Raw genomic sequence first — 18,585 nt, forward strand, 5'->3', positions numbered from 1 at the left:
CAAGGAGGGCGCCGCGTGGTTGGAGTTTTAGAGGGTTTCACGATTATTGCCGTGGTAGTCGGGGTTGGCTACCTGGTCGCCCGCCTGGATATCCTTCCCCCCAACTCGGGCCTAGCACTCAATAAGTTTGCTTTCTTTGTTGCCCTGCCGCCGCTCATGTTCGTCACCATGGCGCACGCTGATCTGCGCGTTATTTTCTCTGCTCGGCTACCCATTGCTGTGCTCAGCTTCAGCGTCGTTGCCCTACTCTACGCACTGATTGCGCGGTTTTTGCTGAAGAAAAGTGCCGGGAGGGTTACTGTGGGCGCTGCCTCCTCGGGTTACATTAATGCTAACAATATGGGTCTGCCGGTAGCTACTTATATCGTGGGGGACGCCGCGCAAGTTGCACCCATCTTGCTCTTTCAGCTTCTGATTGCCGCGCCAATCGTGTTGACGATTCTCGATACGGTTTCAACCGGTCGCCGCCCCTCGCTCACCACGGTGATGAGTCAGCCGGTCAAGAATCCGCTGATTATTGGGTCAGCGCTCGGCCTGCTGGTCAATGTCGCTGGGTTTACCCCACCGGATATCGTGCTTGAACCCCTGCGAATTCTGGGTGGTGCCGGCGTACCCCTTATTCTTGCCGCTTTTGGTATGTCCTTGCGCGGTTCGCGTCTGCTCGATACCCCCGGGCAAAAGCTTGAAACTGTTCTGGCCGCCAGCTTCAAGAACGTACTGATGCCCCTGCTCGCCTACCTCTTGGCTCAGTTTGTTTTCGGGCTTGATGCGCAGGAGGTCTTTGCAACCACCGTGTTAGCGGCGCTACCTAGCGCACAGAACATGTATAACTTCGCGGTGCGCTATAACGTGGCGGTTGGTCTTTCCCGTGACATCGTGCTGCTGTCCACCATCGGGGCGGTGCCCGTCATCCTGGTGGTTTCGTTACTGCTTGCCTAGCGGTAGCAGCTTCTGCAGGCAGGTTGGTTAGGCGGCGTTCAACTGCTCCATGAGATGTTCCAGCAGGGGGCGGGTGGCTAGTTCTTCGTGCCAGAGGGAGCGCACCAGCGTCTTACTGACCGCCTGCGAGGTAATACCCAGAGCCTGTGCCACCGCTTTTTGCTGGCCGCGCACCCCCGGGATGAGCAGATCAAGGACGCGCCACTCGGCCTCGGTGCGGGCGGCAGTCACTCGGTAGAGCAGGCGAAGCAGCCCGGTGACTTGCTCAGCCTTCTCGCGATCCCGGGTGTTCAGGCAGATACCGCGTGGAGGTGCACCGGTCTGCGCCAGCTCTACTGCGGCGCGTGAAGCGTTGAGGGCAGCACCTTCGCAGTCGGTGGTTGCTACGACTCCCAGAGCGGTAGCAAAACGGGGTAGGGTGAGGGAGCCAACGCCGATACCCACCCAAAATTCGCCATGACGAGCACCCAGAAGGGCGGCCGCCAGAGCGTCCTGGGCAGTGTCGAAAGCGCCCTGTAGTTCATCATGGTAGGTCTGTGCAAAACCTACGGTGGGCTCTAGCTGCTCCAAGCGCTGAGCGAGCGCGGACATATCGGAGCTAGCTAATCGGGCGATAAAGGTTAGAACAAACACGGTTTCCAGTATGCCCTACTCACCCGGTCTGTGTGGGGGTAGCTACCCCTCGTCCCAGAAAAGGGTCTCAGTATCAACGCCCATCAGGAAGAGCTCTTCTTCCAGGGGTTGGCGGCATTCAAGAGGCAGAGCGATGCTGCTGCAGGACAGATCGTAGCCCAGGTAGACACTTATCTGGTCAAAACCGGTGCGTAGTTTGGCGAGGGAACGGCAGAGGTCCGCTACACCTGCCAAATCAACATCTGACCCAAAGACCCAGAAGGAGTCAGGGCTGGTCAGCTGAAAGAGCCCTACCGGCTGACCGCCGCCCTCCCGCCCGCGCACCCGCACCCAGCCGGCTGCATCGATAGCGCCTTCCGAAGGAGCAATCGGGTCAAAGACCCAGGCGCGGGCTTTTTCTAACCAGCTGGGGAGCTGCGGCATGTAGAGCGTTTCTTCGCCCTTTGACCAGGGGGTGGACGCGAAGCTGCGGGCGTACATGGCAGACCAGAATTCTTCTTGAGAACAGCTCACCCCCACGCTGTTGAGCAGGGCAGGGTCACTGGGGGCACCGAACTGTTCTAACCCGGGGCTAAAATTTTCGGGGTTCTGCATCGACAGGTCGGCTAGGTAGGCCTGGTCCCAGAAAGTGGGCCGGGTGGTGTAGCTCTGTTCGGTGAGCCGGTCGTTGATACGCTGCAAAAAGTCAGGCTCACCAAGAGCCACGGTCTGCCCATCAAAATGAAAAATGTAGGGTGATCGTGATCGATGGGTGGGGGTTAGTGCCATGCTCTCTCCTTGTAACGTACCGGTCTAATTATGCTCTCTTGCAGGGCGCTTGGGTAGCGCCGCACAGCTCGGTAGGGGCAGCGCCGAACGGGTGAGTTTGATGAAGCCGCCCAGAAGCGCCAGCGCCTCCGGTGAGACGGGCAGAAAGTGGGTGAAACTAGCTGACTTAATGACGACCGCCGCCCACATGCCGCGCGAAAGGGCAACATTCAGGCGGTTGGACGACAGTAGGAAGTCAGTGCCACGCGGGGAGTCCCCGGCGCTGGATGCCGCCATAGAAACTAACACCACCGGCGCCTCCTGGCCCTGGAACTTATCGACCGTGCCCACCCGCACCCCGCCGTCTTCATCAGCTAGGCCAGCCTCTAAGAGGGCTTCGCGAATAGTCTCAACCTGGGCATTGTAGGCTGCCACCACAATGATGTCCTCAGGCTCCAAGGGTCTGGTGCTCTCGGGCTCCTGGAGGGAGGGCGTCCACTGATGCCCCAAGAAACTGCGGGCCAGGCGTACCACCTCGGCTGCTTCCTCGGCGGAGAAGGTGCCGTTGCCGCTGTGCTCCACCTCGCTCACATAAACCCCCGGTTGCCAGGTCTCTAGAAGACGCTCAGCCCCGGCCGGCGCCGAGCTGAGCTTGCCCTCGTAGGACAGCGCGGAGACCGGGGCGCAGAGCGCCGGGTGCATGCGCCAGCTAACATCCAAAAAGTAGCCAAACGTCTCGGGGAGCACCGTACGCCCGTCAGAGAGCCAGCCCAATGCTGACTCGTCTACCGGGTAGGGGTGGGTACCTTGGGTGACCTGGGGTAGCTGGGCAGGGTCACCCAAGAGCAAGAGGTTCTTAGTTGACCGCGCTACCGCAAGCGTGTTGGCCAGGGAATACTGGCCGGCCTCATCAATCACCAGTAAATCTAGCGACTCTGCACGGAACTTGCGGTCGGACGCGAAATCCCAGGCAGTGCCCCCAAAAATTCGCCCGCCCGCGCCGTCCATGAAGCGTTGAACTTCAGGGTTGCGCACCTCCTGCCAGGGGAAGTCCGGGGTCTGGCTCTTCCCCAGACCCTTAGCTACCTGTTCGGGCTCAACCCCGCCATTCTTAATGCAACCTAACAGCATGTTCTCCACCACCGCGTGGCTCTGGGCAACAATGCCCACCTTCCAGCCCTCAGCTACTAGCCGTCCAATCACGTGGGAGCCTACAAAGGTCTTGCCAGAACCAGGAGGGCCCTGAACCGCTACAAAAGAACGGTCAAGCTCAGCCACCGCCGAGTAAATCGCCTGAACCGTTGCCATACTGCCGTGAGTCTGTGCGAAATCAGCCGGACGCGGCAGCTGACCCCCGGTTTTCAGCCGCGGGGACGCCCGCAGAAGCAGGTCGGTTCCGGCGGTTTGCGGCAAGTGAGGTAGGGATTGCGCGGTGGCGCTCGCCAACTCTAAGAGAGAATCTTCCTGGGCTTTTGTGGGGATAGGGGTGGAGGGGGTCACGGCCAGGGGCAGTGCCCGGTAAAGTTCAGGCTGCCCCTCCCCAAAGCCTTTGAGACTCTCGCGCACTCTAATCCGTACTAGGGCGTCCTCACCTTCGACCTCTTCTAAATCGAGTATCTCGCTGTTGAAGGCACCTGCCCGCTCAAGCGGTGCTGGCAGGACGCCCTCGTGCAGCGCCGCGTATTCCAGTGCCTGCTGGTGGGTTTGTTGCTGCAAAAACTCGGGCAGGGGGCGGGCGTACATAGCAAAAAGGTTCTTATCGCCCACCTTGAGCGAAGATCCCGGCGCCAGGCGCGCAGTGCCGGCTAGAATCCGCGAGAGACTGCGGGCACCGGCAGGCTTGTGCCAGTCCTCCTGCACACCCACTCGCTCAAAAATGAGGACGTCCCGGGTCTCTTCCCAGTCATCTACCGGAGCGGTTAAACGGTCAAAATGGTCCCACCAAAACTGGCGGCGCTCCCGGCGATGGTAGCCGGTAGCAGAAGCAACCATAGCCACCGCTTCCTTCTGTCGAGTAAGGGCATCAGCCATATCAACGCCCGCCACGAAGCGCTGCAGGGTGCGCTCCACCTGAGTTTCCTGCTCGTCTTTACCGGACTGCACTAGAAGCTCGCTGACATCAACTAGGGGAGTGGGCTCCCTGGTCTCGGCCCGGGCGTCACGCCCTGCTAACTCCAAAAGCCAGTTGCGCAAGCCCAGCAGAGAAACTCCGTCAAACTGCACATCGGTCTCCACAGCAGAGGTAATAGCCGCAACTCGCTGGCTATCATCGGAGGCACGGGCAGTACCCAAATCTGCGTAGGCTCCCTCCGGAATCTCAAAAGCTCGGCTCTGCCCCTGCATGTATAGGGGTTCTATACCCGCCAGAGAAGCCGTGCCCGCAGAGACCCTTAAGGACCGACGCAACACTTCTGACAGATCTACCAGAATGTTATGCCGCAGTAGCTCTGCGATATAGTCCTCGCCCAGGCTGTGCTGGGCCGCTAGCTGACGTAGCGCGTTCTTGGTCTGTGCACCGAAGTGATAGATGTGCAGGCCGGGGTAGTCTGTACGCCTCTGATGCACGGCATTGAGGAAGGAGAGAAGAAGCTGTTTTTCCTCTGACCGGCTGTGGGCCCAGACCGGGGTGAAGCTGGGCACTTGGCCCGGCTCCGAATAGGAGGTTAGGCCCAGCAGGTAGCTCAGCCCCCAGGAGTGCTGCCCATTGGGCCGGCTCTCATCGCGCCAGAGACCATCACCCCTCAGGCTGAGAAAAATATCTTCAGAATTAGCCCGCGGCAGCTGCCCCAATGAATGCTTGGGGAGCAGCTTATAGCTCACGCTCTGCTGCTGGCCTCCGCTCTCAAAGGCGACCGAAGCATCCGGTTGCGCGAGCCCCGTTTGCAAAGCCGCCTGCTCAGCAAATTTACGAGTGGCACCGCTCAAACCAGGCTGACCTGCCAACTGTGCCAGTTCCTCTATACGGTGCACCCCGTGCCGCTCTATCAAGAGATTGCGGGAGCGCGCCGTCATGCCCTGGGTGAGCATAATATCTCTATGCTCCTGCACCTGAAGCAGGCACTCATCACAGACGCCGCAGCGGCTGATTCTGCCGTAGTCAGGGTCTGAATGCCACTGCACCGGCTCGCGCCCACGCTGGCAGTGGAGGCTCAGCAACACCCTCAAACGCTCCCGCTTCTCTTCAAAAACGGGGGTAATGGTATCTAGATTGTGAAGGGATTCAACTCCATTGCCCAGAATGAGCGAAGCATGACGGTCTACCTCAATACCCGCCTGGGATAGTTGATCAGCGTAGGCAGCCAGCTGTAAAAGGGCAGTGACCCGGGCGGTACGTGCCAGTTTGGAATCAACTACCCGGTAGGTACCATTTGCTTGCTTGACCAGAAAGTCTGCGCGACCGTGAAACTCACCGTCAAAAAAGGAAGCTTGAAAGACTACATCCGCGCCGGCTCTGAGAGCTCTAAGAGATTCTTCGTGTTTCTCTTTGAGAGCCTCAGGGGTATAGGTAGCTGCCGGCTCCACCTCGTAGACACCCCGCTCGCCGTCCCACATGCCATAGGTAGAGACTAAATCGGCAAGAACCCTGGCTTCGTGAGCTTCACCCAGAGTAGCTGCGCGAGCCCTGCTGTCGTTGACCACCTGTTCGTCACGGGGCACCCGCCCCAGCTTTTGGTCGGCGGTGTGCAAAACAGAGAACTCACACTGAGCAGACTTCACCAGATCAGAGGCAGAAAAAACCGGACGCAGGGGTGCATCACCAGCGGTGTCTGAAGGTTCTGATGCGGTAAAGAACATGGGTGCTCCTTAATATGTTTCTCTAAGGCTAGCAAGAGGGACTGACACTTTAGGGTCGCCCGTAGAGGCGTAGGTTGGTCGGTAAAAAGATCCGGGGAGCCATTGTTCGGTCAGTATATAAAGACATCAAGGGTCGGTTATGAGCTGTCTTACACGGTATATTCTTATTAGAAAATAATACGAAAGTATGTTCGATTACTTTCTATTCTTAATAGAAGGTTAACGAATTTCTGCTATCGTTTTGCCGATTCCTTGTCGAATTTTTCATGACAGGTTCTATGTTTTAACCTCGCCACGCCGGTGAACAAGAGAAATTTGATACCACCTCCGGTGATGCCGGTCCCAAATTAAAGCAAGCCGTATATTAGGTATCCATTGATGACCGCTGCGCTTTGTGATGTATAAATTTGCCCTCAAAAATATAATTTTTGCGATAAATGTGTAACGAAATAATAAAAATTAGGTCACGATTCTATAAAGTTATCTTCAGCTATTTCACATTGCACACACACCACATCGCATCCTTAGGGTGCAACGAATCGGAGTCATCGTGAACAATCTTCTTGAAGCTGCGCGGCCTACTCGACGTCAGGTCGCTGCACTTACCCTTTCTGGCCTAGCAGTAGCTGGCACCGCTACCGCCGCTATCGCAGCATCCTCTGATCTGCGCAGTGTTTCAGCTACTCAGCGTGCAACGGACCAGCAGAGGCTACTTGACCTCATCAACGTTTTTAGGGCGCAGAACGGTCTCAGGGCAGTGCGTCACTCCGCCACTGTAGCTACCGTGATGCAGGCAGAGGCTGAACGTCAGGTGCGAGCCGGTTACTTCTCCCACGGAACCGAATTTATTTATAACCCCTCGGTTCAGGGGTACAGCTTCGTGCGCGAAGTCATCGCTCTCTCTTATAACGATGACCTGAATGTGCTGATTAACTTCTGGAAGGGCTCACCCGCCCACCGCGCCGCCGTGCTGGCGCCCCAGGCAAACGTTATGGGCATTGGTCTTGCCTACGGTCACGGCACTTCTTTGCCCTGGCGCGTACTGGGCAACGTTGGTATTTACGAGTACCAGGCTGGACGCGGCCCCAACGATTACGTTTCGAACATCACCGCTGATCTAGGCACCCAGTCTGATGATTCTAAAGAAATACCTGCTTTCGCCCTGACCGGTGCAATTAGCAACCACTACTATGCTCGTGGCGGCGCTAACTTCTTCGGGCAGCCCACAGGTAACGAATTTGGTTCTATCAATGGCGGCGCTATCCAGAACTTCTCCAATAGTCGTACAATCTACTGGACTCCTCAGCAAGGAGCCCATACTATCTACTGGTCAGGTACTATTGGTCGTCGTTTTGCCGGCGCTGGCTTTGAGCACGGTTGGGGCTACCCCATGAACTCTGAATATAGTTTCTGGGGCAGCGTGCGCCAGGATTTTGTGAAAGGTGGACGCATCAACTCCGTCTACTGGACCCCTTCAACCGGTGCCCGCGTTATCAATGAAAGCGGCGCTATTTCTGCCCGCTGGTATTCTCTGGGTGGCCCTCCTGCCCTGGGTTTCCCCACCACGGACGAAACTATGGGGAGCGACGGGGTAATCCGCGTTAGCTTCTCTAGGGGCGTCACTATTAACTGGAGCGCCGATCGCGGTGTATGGGTGAACTAACAGCCTCTACTGCAAGGCCCCGCCCCTCATTGGTCGACAGATGAGGTGGGGGGCTTTTGTTGTTCTAGCGGTCGGTGAGGGTTGCTGAAAAGCGGTCGATGACATTTTTGGCGGCTTCGGCGTCCTCTAAGTCATTCATGATGACCGAGAAGGCGAGCACTCGCCCGCCGTCAGTGACGGTGTAGCCGGTCAGTGATAGCACGCTGTTGAGGGTGCCGGTTTTAGCGCGTACCAGACCACGAGCTTCTACTTCTTCTGGGCTGTTAAACCGTGTGGGCAACCCGAGGGTGCCGCTGTAGCCAGCCACCGGTAGGCCAGCTAGGGCCAGTCGTTCTGAGTCCGTGCCGGTGACGGCTCGTTGTGTCATATCGGTAAGCAGCTCGTTGCTGACCTTATTGTTGAGAGACAGTCCGCTGATATCGGTCTGCTGATAGTCAGTGGGCAGACCCCGATCGCCCAGGACGGCGCGGATTTGGGCAAGAGCATCACTCTGGGAACCATCCCCACCCCGCGCAACCGATAGGTTACGCCCCAGCACCTCTGCCAAGGAATTATCGGACTGCTGCATCATCAGCGCGCTCTGCTGGGCGGCCGTGGCAGATTCCACGGCAGCCAGCTCGGTGGCATCTTCACCGCTGGGGCTCTGGGCGCCTGTGATGAAGCTGAGACCGGCGTCTTTACCTACCCGGTTAAGAGTGCTCACCAGCTGCTGGTGAACCTGCCCCGGAGCATCCTGGGGGCGGCTGGTGCTAGCCTCACTTCCGCTGCCATCAGGGGAGTAGTGGGAGAAGAAAGCTAAGGGGGTTACCTCTGTCATGAAGCCCGAGTCGATATCCTCCTGCGCCCAGTCTGAGTTGAGCGCAGGCCCGGCGAAGATAGAGGTATCCAGATTGACGACTAATTCGCCGGTGATGCCCTGGCTCTTGAGGGCATCCACGGTTTTCTGCGCCAGGGTGGTGATACCGGCATGTCCCATCACCGCATCGGGGTCAGATTCGCCGGGCACCAGTAGAGTATCTCCGCCTGCTACCAAAGTGAGGGTTTGGGGGTCAGCCAGCTCTACGGAGGTTTTAAAACGAGCCTGTGGTGCGGTGGCCAGCAGGGCGTAGTCCACCAGCATTTTCATGTTGGACGCCGGCACGCGGCCGGTACTGGCGTCGCGGCTGTAGAGCACCTGCCCGGTCGCTGCGTCCACTACTTGAGTGGAAGCTGTGCCCTGACCCAGCGAGTCAAGCACAGCGTTGGCGTCTGCGGTGAGTGTAGCGGCATCCACCGGGGTGCCTTCGCTTGCACTCTCTACCTGCTGAACCTGTGCTGAGGACGCTGGCGCAATGGCTGTTGCTTGAAGGCGCTGGGTTTCAGACCAGGTAGGTACAGCCCAAGTGCCCGCACCAATGCAACCTGAGGCTAACAGGGCGGTGGCAGCCCACCAGCCCGCAGCTTTTTTGCGGGTAGTAACAGACTCAGACACGCCAACCTCCAAAAACGACTACCACCACAATAACCCGCCTGAGCGGCATAGCCTTGCCTTGTCCGCTAGACTAGACCCGATACACTCGTGCACTCGCGCACATACTTCAACCTAGGAGGTTCCTCTTGGAGCTCGACGTCACCATCGAAATCAACCGCGGCTCACGCGTCAAGTACGAAATCGACCACGAAACCGGCCGTCTGCGCCTGGACCGTGTTCTCTTCACCTCCATGCAGTACCCCACCGCCTACGGCTACTTTGAGGACACCCTGGGCGAAGACGGTGACCCCCTGGATGCCATGGTTATCCTCGACGTTGACGTAGTTCCCGGTGTGCTCGTAGAGTCACGCCCCGTTGGCGTCTTCCGTATGACCGATGAAGCCGGCGGCGACGACAAGGTTCTCTGCGTTCCCACCGACAAGCGTTATGACCACATCCAGACCATTGACGATGTGTTCGAGCAGCTCAAGAACGAAATCAAGCACTTCTTTGAGCGTTACAAGGACCTGGAGCCCGGCAAGTGGGTCAAGGGCGAAGGCTGGGAAGATCGCGAATTCGCGGAGAAGCTGGTTGAAGAAGCTAAGGTTCGCTTCGCCGAATCCCACTACGACTCAGCTGCTGAAGCAGAAGCTGACGAGAACTAAGCTTTAGCTTTTCTAAGCTAGTTTTAATAAAGGGCGCCGCCCCGCATCTTCCTCACTCTGTGTGAGGAACCTGCTGGGCGGCGTCCCTTGCTTTTATAACGCTAGGGGAGGGATGAGCACAGTTTTGTATTCCTACCTTAAGATGAGAGTAGTTGGTTCGGTTCCGTGCGCCAAGGAGGTATTAGTGGATAGCAGCTCTGGTAGGTACTTGTTGTCTTTCAGTGCAGGGGCTCTGATGCTCAATGAATCATTGGCGGTGGCCCGTGTCTATAGCGACTTATTAGATTGGGATGCCACTCGGTCCTTTGTACTTCACAATAACTCGATTCAGGCTACTGCTGAGTCGAGCCTGAAGAGGTACACAGCTGAGGTCATTGGAAGACTTAAGGTGCTTAATGCAGAGCAGCTCAAGTTTTTACTAGATGCCTCAGCCACAGATCAGAAACTAGCTGTTTGGACAGCAATCTGCCGTCGCTATGCCTTTATTGGTGATTTTGCTGAGGAAGTGCTTCATCAGAAGTTCCTTGGGCAGGATTATTCACTTTCTTTCGATGACTACGATGTTTTTGTGGCTCAGAAGGTCTTCTGGCACGAAGAGCTGGAAGAGGTTACTGAGCTAACCCAGAAGAAGTTGCGGTCTGTTGTCTTTAGGATGCTCGAGGGGGCGGGTCTAATCAATGAGTTCGGCATGATTTCTATGGCTTTCCCGTCTGACGAATTCATTCAGATGTTTGATGGCGATGTGCCTGGTTCTACAGTTCGTTTTTTGCCAGCATATGAAAGTGGGGGTCACGGTGGCTACTGATCAGCAACTTGTTGCGCTACTGGGTAGCGATAATTTTTTACAGATGCGGGGGTTGAACAATGAGGTTCCTTTCTTTATCTATCCCTTTAACCCTAAAGAGGCTTTATCTGCTGAAAAATCTTTGAAGGTGGTGAGTAGCCAGCTGAAACAGCAAGGCGTCAACCTCATCACTATTGATTTATTTAGACTCTGTGTTCAAATTTTGGAAGAAAAGCATCTGCTGCAACCTGTGCTTAATGCTGAGCCCGCGCAGAAGCCTAAGTCTCGGTTCCGCGTTGGTCTCCAGAGCATGCTTGATGTTGAAACCGTGATTGCACCGAGGATTGCAACTGAGTCTAAGGGCCAGGAACTGGTCATTGTTCATGGTATTGGTGCGGTTTTCCCCTTCCTCCGTACTCATGCCTTGTTAGAGGCCCTGCAGATTCATATGCCACCTGTACCCCTGGTTTTGTGGTTCCCGGGAGAGTACACGACGAATGCTGCGAGGGGTTTTGAACTGAAGGTTTTGGATATCTCGGTGAGTGATAGCTACTACCGGGCTAAGAATATTGAGGAAATGGTGAGGGGCGGTCTGTAATGCAGATTAATGATCTTTTTGCAAAGGACATCCAGCGCTCGATTGAAGGTGTCATCAAAGCCGATGACACCAAGCAGCTGGGTATTGAAGTTGACGAGTATGTGCTAACTGCTGAGGCAGCCCGTGCTGTCGATCAGCTGTTAGATAGATACAACAATAATGACGGTAGTAACGGCGTATGGATCTCGGGCTTTTTCGGGTCAGGTAAATCGCATTTGCTGAAGATGCTGGCACATCTGTTGGGGACTGTTCCTCAACATGATTTTGATCGTGCTGTTGCTGTAGAAGCGTTTTGCCAGAAAGCTCGTGAAGCAGATGAACTGATGCTTGAGGGCGCAATTAGCAGGTCGTCCCAGATTCCGGCGATGAGCATTTTGTTCAATATTGACCAGAAGGCCAGCGCTGCAACGGTTAAGAATGATGACTCATTGTTGGCTGTATTCGTGAGGGTTTTTGATGAGGCTTGTGGTTATTTTGGGCGGATGCCACACGTTGCTCAGTTTGAACGTGATTTGGATTCCCGTGGTGAGCTAGAAAAGTTCAAAGCTATCTATGCTGATGTTGCTGGTTTGCCCTGGGAAGAAGGGCGCGGTTTGAGCTTTTTGGAGGAGCATAATGCTGCTGTGGCCTATGCGCGTCTGAAAGGTACTTCTGAGTCTAATCCTGTACAAATCCTGAGCCAGTACAACGATAGTTATAGCGTTACTGCTGAGGATTTCGCGCAGAATGTCAAGCAGTGGATTGACCGGCAAGATGACCCACAGTATCGAATAAATTTTTTTGCTGATGAAGTTGGGCAGTTCATTGCAAACAATGTAAAGCTGATGCTGAAACTTCAGACTGTCGCCGAAACCTTGATGACGGTTTGTGGCGGCAGGTCTTGGGTCTTTGTGACCTCTCAGGAAAGTATGGATTCTGTTCTGGGGGATCAGACCAAGCAGCAGGCTAACGACTTTTCTAAGATTCAAGCTAGGTTCAAGGCTCGTTTGAAGCTTTCTAGCCAGGACGTTGAGGAAGTCATTAGTAAGCGCCTTCTGCGTAAGAATGAAGAGGGTGCCGCTGAGGTAAGTGCTTTGTATTCCGAGCAGCAGCAGAACCTGAAGACGCTCTTTGATTTCCACGATGGTTCACGTTCTTATGGCAACTACAAGGACCAAAACCATTTTGTGGCGATTTACCCGTTTGTGGGTTATCAGTTCCGCCTGTTCCAGAATGCGATTGAAGGCCTTTCACAACAGAATGCTTTTGAGGGGCGTTACTCATCTGTGGGTGAGCGTTCTATGTTGGGAGTGGTACAGGATGTCGCTAAGCAGATTGCTGGGGAATCAACTGGCGCTACGGTGAGTTTTGACCGGATGTTTGAAGGCATTATGAATGCTCTTCAATCTTCCATCGTCCGTCAGATTGGTGCGGCAGAGCAGGAGTTAGATGCCTTTGCTGCTCAGGTGCTCAAAGTACTGTTTTTAGTTAAGTATGTTGATGAGTTTAAGGCTTCAGAGCACAATATTGTGGTGCTTATGTATTCTGGCTTTGGCGCTGATATTTCTGCCCTACGCTCTAAAGTTAAGCATGCTCTGAGGGAGTTAGAGCAGCGCAGCTTCATCCAGCGTACTGGTGACCTATTTGAGTATCTGACCGATGCAGAAAAAGATATCGAACAGAAAATAAAGAACGTTGATATCGAGCCTGCCGATGAACGCGCAGTCTACAAAGAGCACATCGCATCTATCCTATCTAGTGCAAAAATCCGCGATATAGCCACAAATAGGGATTTCCAGTACGCGCTAAAAGTGGACGATACTTTTGCAGGCCGTGGGCATGACTTGAGTATCAACTTCTTGACTCCGCTCTACGATTTTTATGATCAGATTGATGTTGTGCGGAGCCACAGCGTGGGAATTAATGAGCTGCGTGTAGTTCTTAAACCTGATGAGCGGTTAGCGAGCGATATCCGGCTCTACGTTAAAACTAAAACGTACGTAAAGCGTACGCAGGGTGCCGCTGCTTCTGAAGATTCAACCCGTGCCTTGAACATGAAGGTGCAGGTTAATCAGGTTCGTGAGCGCCAGTTTAGGAACAGAATTGAACGAGCTATTCTTGACGCTGTCCTGATCGACAATGGCTCTGAACTTGAAGGCATCTCTGCTACATCTGCTAAGTCTCGGGTTGAGTTAGCCTTCTCTAAACTGACTGGCCGGGTTTACTCTGAACTGGGCCAGCTGGGCGATTCCAGGATTAACGAAGCAACGATTCGATCGATTTTGAGTTCAGATGAGACTCTAGATGGTGCTGACACTGAGCGTTCAATGGCTGTTGCTGCTCAGACGATGCTGGGGGAGGTCACCCGGCGCCATAATTTGGGTGAGCCCCTTAACGTGGCACGGTTGATTAGTCACTTTGAAAAGACGCCCTATGGTTGGGACAGCCTTTCTTCGCGTGCTGCTTTGGCTGTTTTGGTGATAGGCGCTAAGGTTACCATCAGTAAAGACAGCAGAATTCTGAAACGAACTCAGATTTCTGAGGCACTGACTCGGGGTACCGGGTTTGATCAGCTATGGCTGGGCGTTCCTCGTAATATTTCAGAACAAAAAGTGCGTTTTTTGCGGGACTTCTTGAACGACCTGGAACCGCTTCAATCTCTGCCTACCTATGAAGGCGGGGAAAATCTCGCTGAATATGCTGTAGAAAGAATCAAAGCTGTCTTGGCAGAGGTAGAAGACCTCTCTACTTCCTCATACCCTTTCGTTCCTTTGCTGGCACCTCTCAAGGGAAAACTCAGAATATTAGGACAGTATTCTTCAGCTCCTGCCGGTCTTTATGAGCAAGAAGCAGCTTTAGACGAAGTTTTGGACGCAGTTGAGGCGGTACTTGCCCCTATTCGTGGTTTCATGAAGGGGCAGCAGTGTTCACACTATGATCAAGCTAGCCAGTTCCTTAACACCGAGAGCGTTAATCTTGAAGCTCTGCCAGGGGAACTTGTGATGCGCCTTCGTGATGCGCTGAATATTGAGCGGTGCTTTGACACTCAAAATATTCAGAAAATTCGGCAGCTGCAGGTAGAAATCAGCGAGCAAATCATCCAGGCTAAGCATGATGCCTGCAGCGAAGCTTTTGAAGTTTTGGAACAGGGCAAACAGCATCTGGAAGGTCTGCCTGAATGGCATCGGGTCGCTGCGCAGATCCGTGAAGAGATCGAGAACGAATTCCAGAAAGCCCGTGAGAAAGTGAACGGGCAGCAATTCATTCCCAGCATTATGCCGGTTGCTTATCGCTTTAGACAGAACCAGGTTCCCCGGCTGGTACAGAAGTTGATGCTGGCGGCTCAACCGCAACAGGTTGCTAAACCTGAACCTGTAACCGATGATGCTGCTGCAACAGTGATTAGTTCCCCAGAAACCGTGAGCCTTCAACCGCAGCAGCCCGTAGCTCAGCCTATTCAGATCGATAAACTAATGCGCCCTAGCGACTCTCTGCCTGTGTTGAGAGGGGCTGCTGATGTCGACCAATATCTTGAGCTGTTGAGACGGGATCTACTGCAGGCATTAGACGATGATCAGTACATTATGCTGTTCTAGCTCCGGGCACTGGTACTCAAGGTAGAACAGATTTAGAGGCAGAATGGTCTAGCAGCTTGGGCCTTGCCACAACAACTTACTTTAAATATGAAGTTATTTTACTTCAAAGACAAGGGTGATTTTATTGGATACTTCAGCGTTGAAGGAATTTGCGGCAGAAACCCGCAGAGAATTAACTCAGGGTGTATCTGCCCGCCTAGATACGGTGCTTCTGCCGGGTTCTGCAGCCCGCCTGGATTTTCCTGTTCTAGTGGGAAAGCTAGAACGGGCTATCGAGGAGACCTCCCGTGAAGCTGTGGTGGACAGGGTAACTTACCTCTGGTTTAACCGATTTGTGGCTTTGCGTTTTATGGATGCCTGTGGGTATACCCCTGTTGGGGTTGTTTCACCAGCAGAAGGTGTAGACCCTATGCAGGCTCCGCCCCAGATTGTTTCTGATGCTTTCGCTGGAGTTATTGATACGGATATCGTAGGTGCCAAGGTTGCTCAGCAAGTCAACGATGTGGTGAGCGGTGTTAGGCGATCTCAAGATCAGTATTCTGAGGTTTTTGCGCTCTTGCTTGATGCGTATGCCCAGCATTTTAAGTCTTGGGTGCCTGCCATGTTCCCGGATGCTGACGATATCAGCAATCTTCTTTTGCCAGCTAATCTGTTGTCTGTAGATTCTGTGGTGCGTAAGGTGGCGCAGAGCATGACGCCTGAGATGTGTCAGGACGTGGAAGTTATTGGCTGGCTCTACCAGTTCTATATTGCTGAACGTAAAGATGAAGTATTCGAGGGTTTCAAGAAGGGCGTGAAGGCGGGTGCAGAGCAGATTCCTGCGGCAACCCAGCTCTTTACCCCTGATTGGATTGTCCGTTACCTGGTGCAGAATACGGTGGGTCGCACCTGGCTGTTGAACCGTCCGGGCTCTGCTTTGCGGCAGCAGATGGAGTATTTTGTGGAGCCGGTAGGCGGCTTGGAATCGGTAGAGGATTTTGTGCGAATCACTTCGCCGGAGGAACTGACAGTCCTTGACCCGGCGGTCGGCTCTGGTCATATGCTGACCTACGCCTTTGATTTGCTCTATGAAATGTACCTGGAAGACGGCTATGCAGAGGCGGATATCCCTGGGCTAATTCTGGGAAAGAACCTGGTGGGGTTGGAGCTGGACGAACGAGCTGGTGCCCTGGCAGCTTTTGCTCTGACCATGAAGGCACGCGGCAGGTACCGCAGGTTCTTCCGCCGGGCTGTTCAGCCTTCTATCTGTGTGCTGAAGCCTGTGACTTTCTCGGGTGAAGAGCTACGTGAACTTGCGAGGGGCTTTGACTTTACTCGTGATTATGCTGGAGACGGCTCTGCCCAGCCCGTAGTGATTGATGAAGCACGCTTTGGCCAGTTCTGGAACACCTTTGAACATGCCGATGTGTTCGGTTCCTTGATCCGCCCGGACGCAGAGGTACTGGAGCTGATGGAGGATCACTGGAGTCAGCATGTATTAGCCCGGGAGTTGCCAGAGGGCGCCCTGGACGTTCAGGTTGACCAGTCCCTGAAATCGAGGACGGAGACTGCGCTGCGCCAAGCACGTTTGCTGAGCCAAAAGTACACGACGGTGGTGGCGAACCCGCCCTACATGGGGAAAAAGAACATGGGAGAACAGCTTAAAAGCTTCATAGTGGATAATTTTCCGGGTGGGAAGGATGATCTGTTCTCAGCATTTATCTATAGAAATCTCGCATTTTCGATTTCTAAAGCCGCATGCGGATTCATGACACCCTTCGTATGGATGTTTATCTCATCTTATGAAAGAGTGCGTAGGGAAATTTTGAAATCCAATAATATTCTTTCCTTGGTTCAGCTTGAGTACTCGGGTTTTGCTGAGGCAACTGTCCCAATCTGCACCTTTGTTTTACAGAAAGACCTATCTGGGTACGAAGGTGTCTATATAAATCTGAAAAAATATGTTGGTCCTAAGAATCAACCAGTGCATACTCGGAGAATAATTTCTGATATCAGAGAAAATGGAGTGAGCAACACAGCTGACTCATTTTCAAAAATTCCAGAATCCTTCAAAGAGGTGCCAGGTAGTCCTATAATTTTCGAGTTGACTGATGAAATGCTGAAAGCCTTCACTCGTGGAGAGAAGCTTAAAAATCTTGCCGAACCGCGTGTGGGGTTGCAGACCGGAAATAATTCAGACTTTGTGCGTTTATGGTATGAGGTAAGCGCTGATAATTTTGGTGCGGGATACGCCTCGCGGGATGACGCTCAGAACTCCGGCCTTAAGTGGTTCCCCTATAACAAGGGTGGGAAGTTCCGCAAGTGGTATGGCAACCAGGACCAGGTGGTGAACTGGGAGAACGATGGGGCAGAAATACGAATATTTGGAGCAAATGATGGGAAAAAGACTCGTTCGCGCGTCCAAAATTCTAACTACTATTTTCAGCCTTCCATTTCCTGGTCAAAAGTGGGTAGCGGCGAATCTTCCTTCCGTTACTTCCCAGCAGGTTTCCTCTTTGACGTAGCCGGTACCTCTATATTTATCGACTCTTCAAAAGAAAAGGCTCTGCTGTCAGTTCTTAACTCCTCAACCATAAGGCACCTGCTTTCCTCTATTTCCCCCACCATGAACCTTGAGGTGGGAACCCTCGCGCAGACTCCCTTCGTGAATTCAGTAGAAACTCAAGAAATAACTGAGGAGCTCACCGAAATTCATAAGGCTGACTGGGACTCCTCCGAGAATTCTTGGGACTTCACCCATAACGCTATCTGCCAGTTAGCTGCTAGCTCAGGCAACGGCGTCCTTGCAGAACTGGTAGAAGCTAACTTTGCTGAGTCCCTGATTACCGTTGAAACGGTGCAGGAGCTGGAGAAAGAAAACAACTTCAAGGTGGCAAACGCATACGGTATTACCCACGGTATCGAACACGATGTTCCCGCTGACCGCGTTACTCTGCTCAAAAACCCCTACGCCCGTTACGGCACCAACCTCAGCGTCGATGAGCTCCGCAACAAGTACGACCACGACACCATCAAAGACCTAATCTCCTACTTCGTCGGCGTCCTCTTTGGGCGTTACTCCCTCGATGCCCCTGGGCTGATTCTCGCCAACCAGGGCGAAACTCTCGCCGACTATTTGACAAAGATTGGCACAGACGCACCCACCTTCATCCCCGATGAAGATAACGTAATCCCCGTACTAGCAGATGATCGCTTTGAAGACGACATTGTTGCCAAGTTCAAAGCCTTCCTGAAAAAAGCCTTCGGTGAAGAAAACCTTGAAGCTAACCTGGCTTTCGTAGAGAGCGCCCTGGGCAAAAACATCCGCAAATACTTCACCGATGAATTCTTCAAAGACCATCTCAAACGGTACTCCAAGCGCCCCATCTACTGGATGTTCTCGTCCACTGGCAACGGAAAAGGTAGCTTCAAAGCCCTGGTCTACATGCACCGCTACACCCCCGCGACTGTGAGCACCGTCCTCAACGACTACCTCCGCCCCTACATGGACAAACTCACCGCTAACCGAGAACACCTACAGTACACCATTACCCACGGTGAAGGCGCAGAAGTCACCAAGGCACAGAAGGAAGATGACAAATTAGGCAGGGTCCTCAAAGAGCTCACGGACTACCAAGATAACGTGCTCTACCCCCTTGCCCTGCAAAACAAGCACATCGACCTTGATGATGGTGTAGCCCATAACTACCCGCTCTTAGGAAAAGCACTTATCTCTTTCAAGTAGATAAGTAACCCC

At 53.8% G+C, this 18,585-nt stretch carries 11 protein-coding genes; 7 read left to right on the forward strand and 4 right to left on the reverse strand.

Features of this window, described 5'->3' with window-relative positions:
- Nucleotides 1–15: 15 nt before the first annotated feature.
- On the forward strand, nt 16–939 hold the full coding sequence (locus ABD982_RS00855; protein WP_345443522.1) for an AEC family transporter: 924 nt from the start codon (nt 16–18) through the stop codon (nt 937–939).
- 27 nt (nt 940–966) lie between these two features.
- Here ABD982_RS00855 and ABD982_RS00860 read toward each other — a convergent pair whose 3' ends face one another.
- Genes ABD982_RS00860 through ABD982_RS00870 form a run of 3 tightly spaced genes read right to left on the reverse strand, consistent with a single transcriptional unit; the run spans nt 967 to nt 6,114 of the window.
- Nucleotides 967–1,572, reverse strand: coding sequence for a recombinase RecJ (locus tag ABD982_RS00860; RefSeq protein WP_345443525.1), 606 nt, complete (start codon nt 1,570–1,572; stop codon nt 967–969).
- A 42-nt stretch (nt 1,573–1,614) separates the two neighbouring features.
- Complete coding sequence (locus ABD982_RS00865) at nt 1,615–2,340, reverse strand: hypothetical protein (protein ID WP_345443528.1); 726 nt, start codon at nt 2,338–2,340, stop codon at nt 1,615–1,617.
- Nucleotides 2,341–2,364: 24 nt separating this feature from the next.
- The gene (locus tag ABD982_RS00870; RefSeq protein WP_345443531.1) at nt 2,365–6,114 is read right to left on the reverse strand and encodes an AAA domain-containing protein; all 3,750 of its coding nucleotides are present in this window, start codon (nt 6,112–6,114) and stop codon (nt 2,365–2,367) included.
- A gap of 550 nt (nt 6,115–6,664) precedes the next feature.
- On the opposite strand from ABD982_RS00870, the gene ABD982_RS00875 reads away from it, so the two are divergent.
- Nucleotides 6,665–7,777, forward strand: a complete 1,113-nt coding sequence (locus ABD982_RS00875) for a CAP domain-containing protein (RefSeq protein ID WP_345443534.1) — start codon at nt 6,665–6,667, stop codon at nt 7,775–7,777.
- Between the two features lie 64 nt (nt 7,778–7,841).
- Here the strand turns inward: ABD982_RS00875 and ABD982_RS00880 are convergent, their stop codons facing one another.
- Nucleotides 7,842–9,248, reverse strand: coding sequence for a D-alanyl-D-alanine carboxypeptidase/D-alanyl-D-alanine-endopeptidase (locus ABD982_RS00880; protein WP_345443537.1), 1,407 nt, complete (start codon nt 9,246–9,248; stop codon nt 7,842–7,844).
- A gap of 125 nt (nt 9,249–9,373) precedes the next feature.
- Between ABD982_RS00880 and ABD982_RS00885 the strand changes: the two genes are divergently transcribed.
- The 5 genes from ABD982_RS00885 (at nt 9,374) to pglX (ending at nt 18,573) form a co-directional block, all read left to right on the forward strand.
- A complete protein-coding gene (locus ABD982_RS00885; protein ID WP_237202924.1) occupies nt 9,374–9,892 on the forward strand; it encodes an inorganic diphosphatase in 519 nt (172 codons plus the stop codon).
- 142 nt (nt 9,893–10,034) lie between these two features.
- Nucleotides 10,035–10,697: a DUF1819 family protein gene (locus tag ABD982_RS00890; RefSeq protein WP_345445719.1), complete on the forward strand. Its 663-nt coding sequence runs from the start codon at nt 10,035–10,037 to the stop codon at nt 10,695–10,697.
- Nucleotides 10,687–11,274 (forward strand): DUF1788 domain-containing protein, encoded by a 588-nt coding sequence (locus ABD982_RS00895; protein ID WP_345443542.1) that lies wholly within the window; start codon nt 10,687–10,689, stop codon nt 11,272–11,274. Before ABD982_RS00890 ends, ABD982_RS00895 begins: the two co-directional genes overlap by 11 nt.
- The gene (brxC, locus tag ABD982_RS00900; RefSeq protein ID WP_345443545.1) at nt 11,274–14,849 is read left to right on the forward strand and encodes a BREX system P-loop protein BrxC; all 3,576 of its coding nucleotides are present in this window, start codon (nt 11,274–11,276) and stop codon (nt 14,847–14,849) included. The genes ABD982_RS00895 and brxC overlap by 1 nt, the downstream gene beginning before the upstream one ends.
- Before the next feature lie 124 nt (nt 14,850–14,973).
- Entirely contained in the window at nt 14,974–18,573 is a 3,600-nt protein-coding gene (pglX, locus tag ABD982_RS00905; protein WP_345443548.1) for a BREX-1 system adenine-specific DNA-methyltransferase PglX, read from the forward strand.
- The last annotated feature ends 12 nt before the right edge of the window (nt 18,574–18,585 follow it).

The organism is Rothia endophytica, assembly GCF_039543885.1.
Lineage (GTDB): Bacteria > Actinomycetota > Actinomycetes > Actinomycetales > Micrococcaceae > Rothia > Rothia endophytica.

Coding starts and splice junctions, on each gene's coding strand:
- ABD982_RS00870 (WP_345443531.1), bottom strand. CDS start 6,114: ATGTTCTTTACCGCATCAGAACCTTCAGACACCGCTGGTGATGCACCC.
- ABD982_RS00865 (WP_345443528.1), bottom strand. CDS start 2,340: ATGGCACTAACCCCCACCCATCGATCACGATCACCCTACATTTTTCAT.
- ABD982_RS00890 (WP_345445719.1), top strand. CDS start 10,035: ATGAGAGTAGTTGGTTCGGTTCCGTGCGCCAAGGAGGTATTAGTGGAT.
- brxC (WP_345443545.1), top strand. CDS start 11,274: ATGCAGATTAATGATCTTTTTGCAAAGGACATCCAGCGCTCGATTGAA.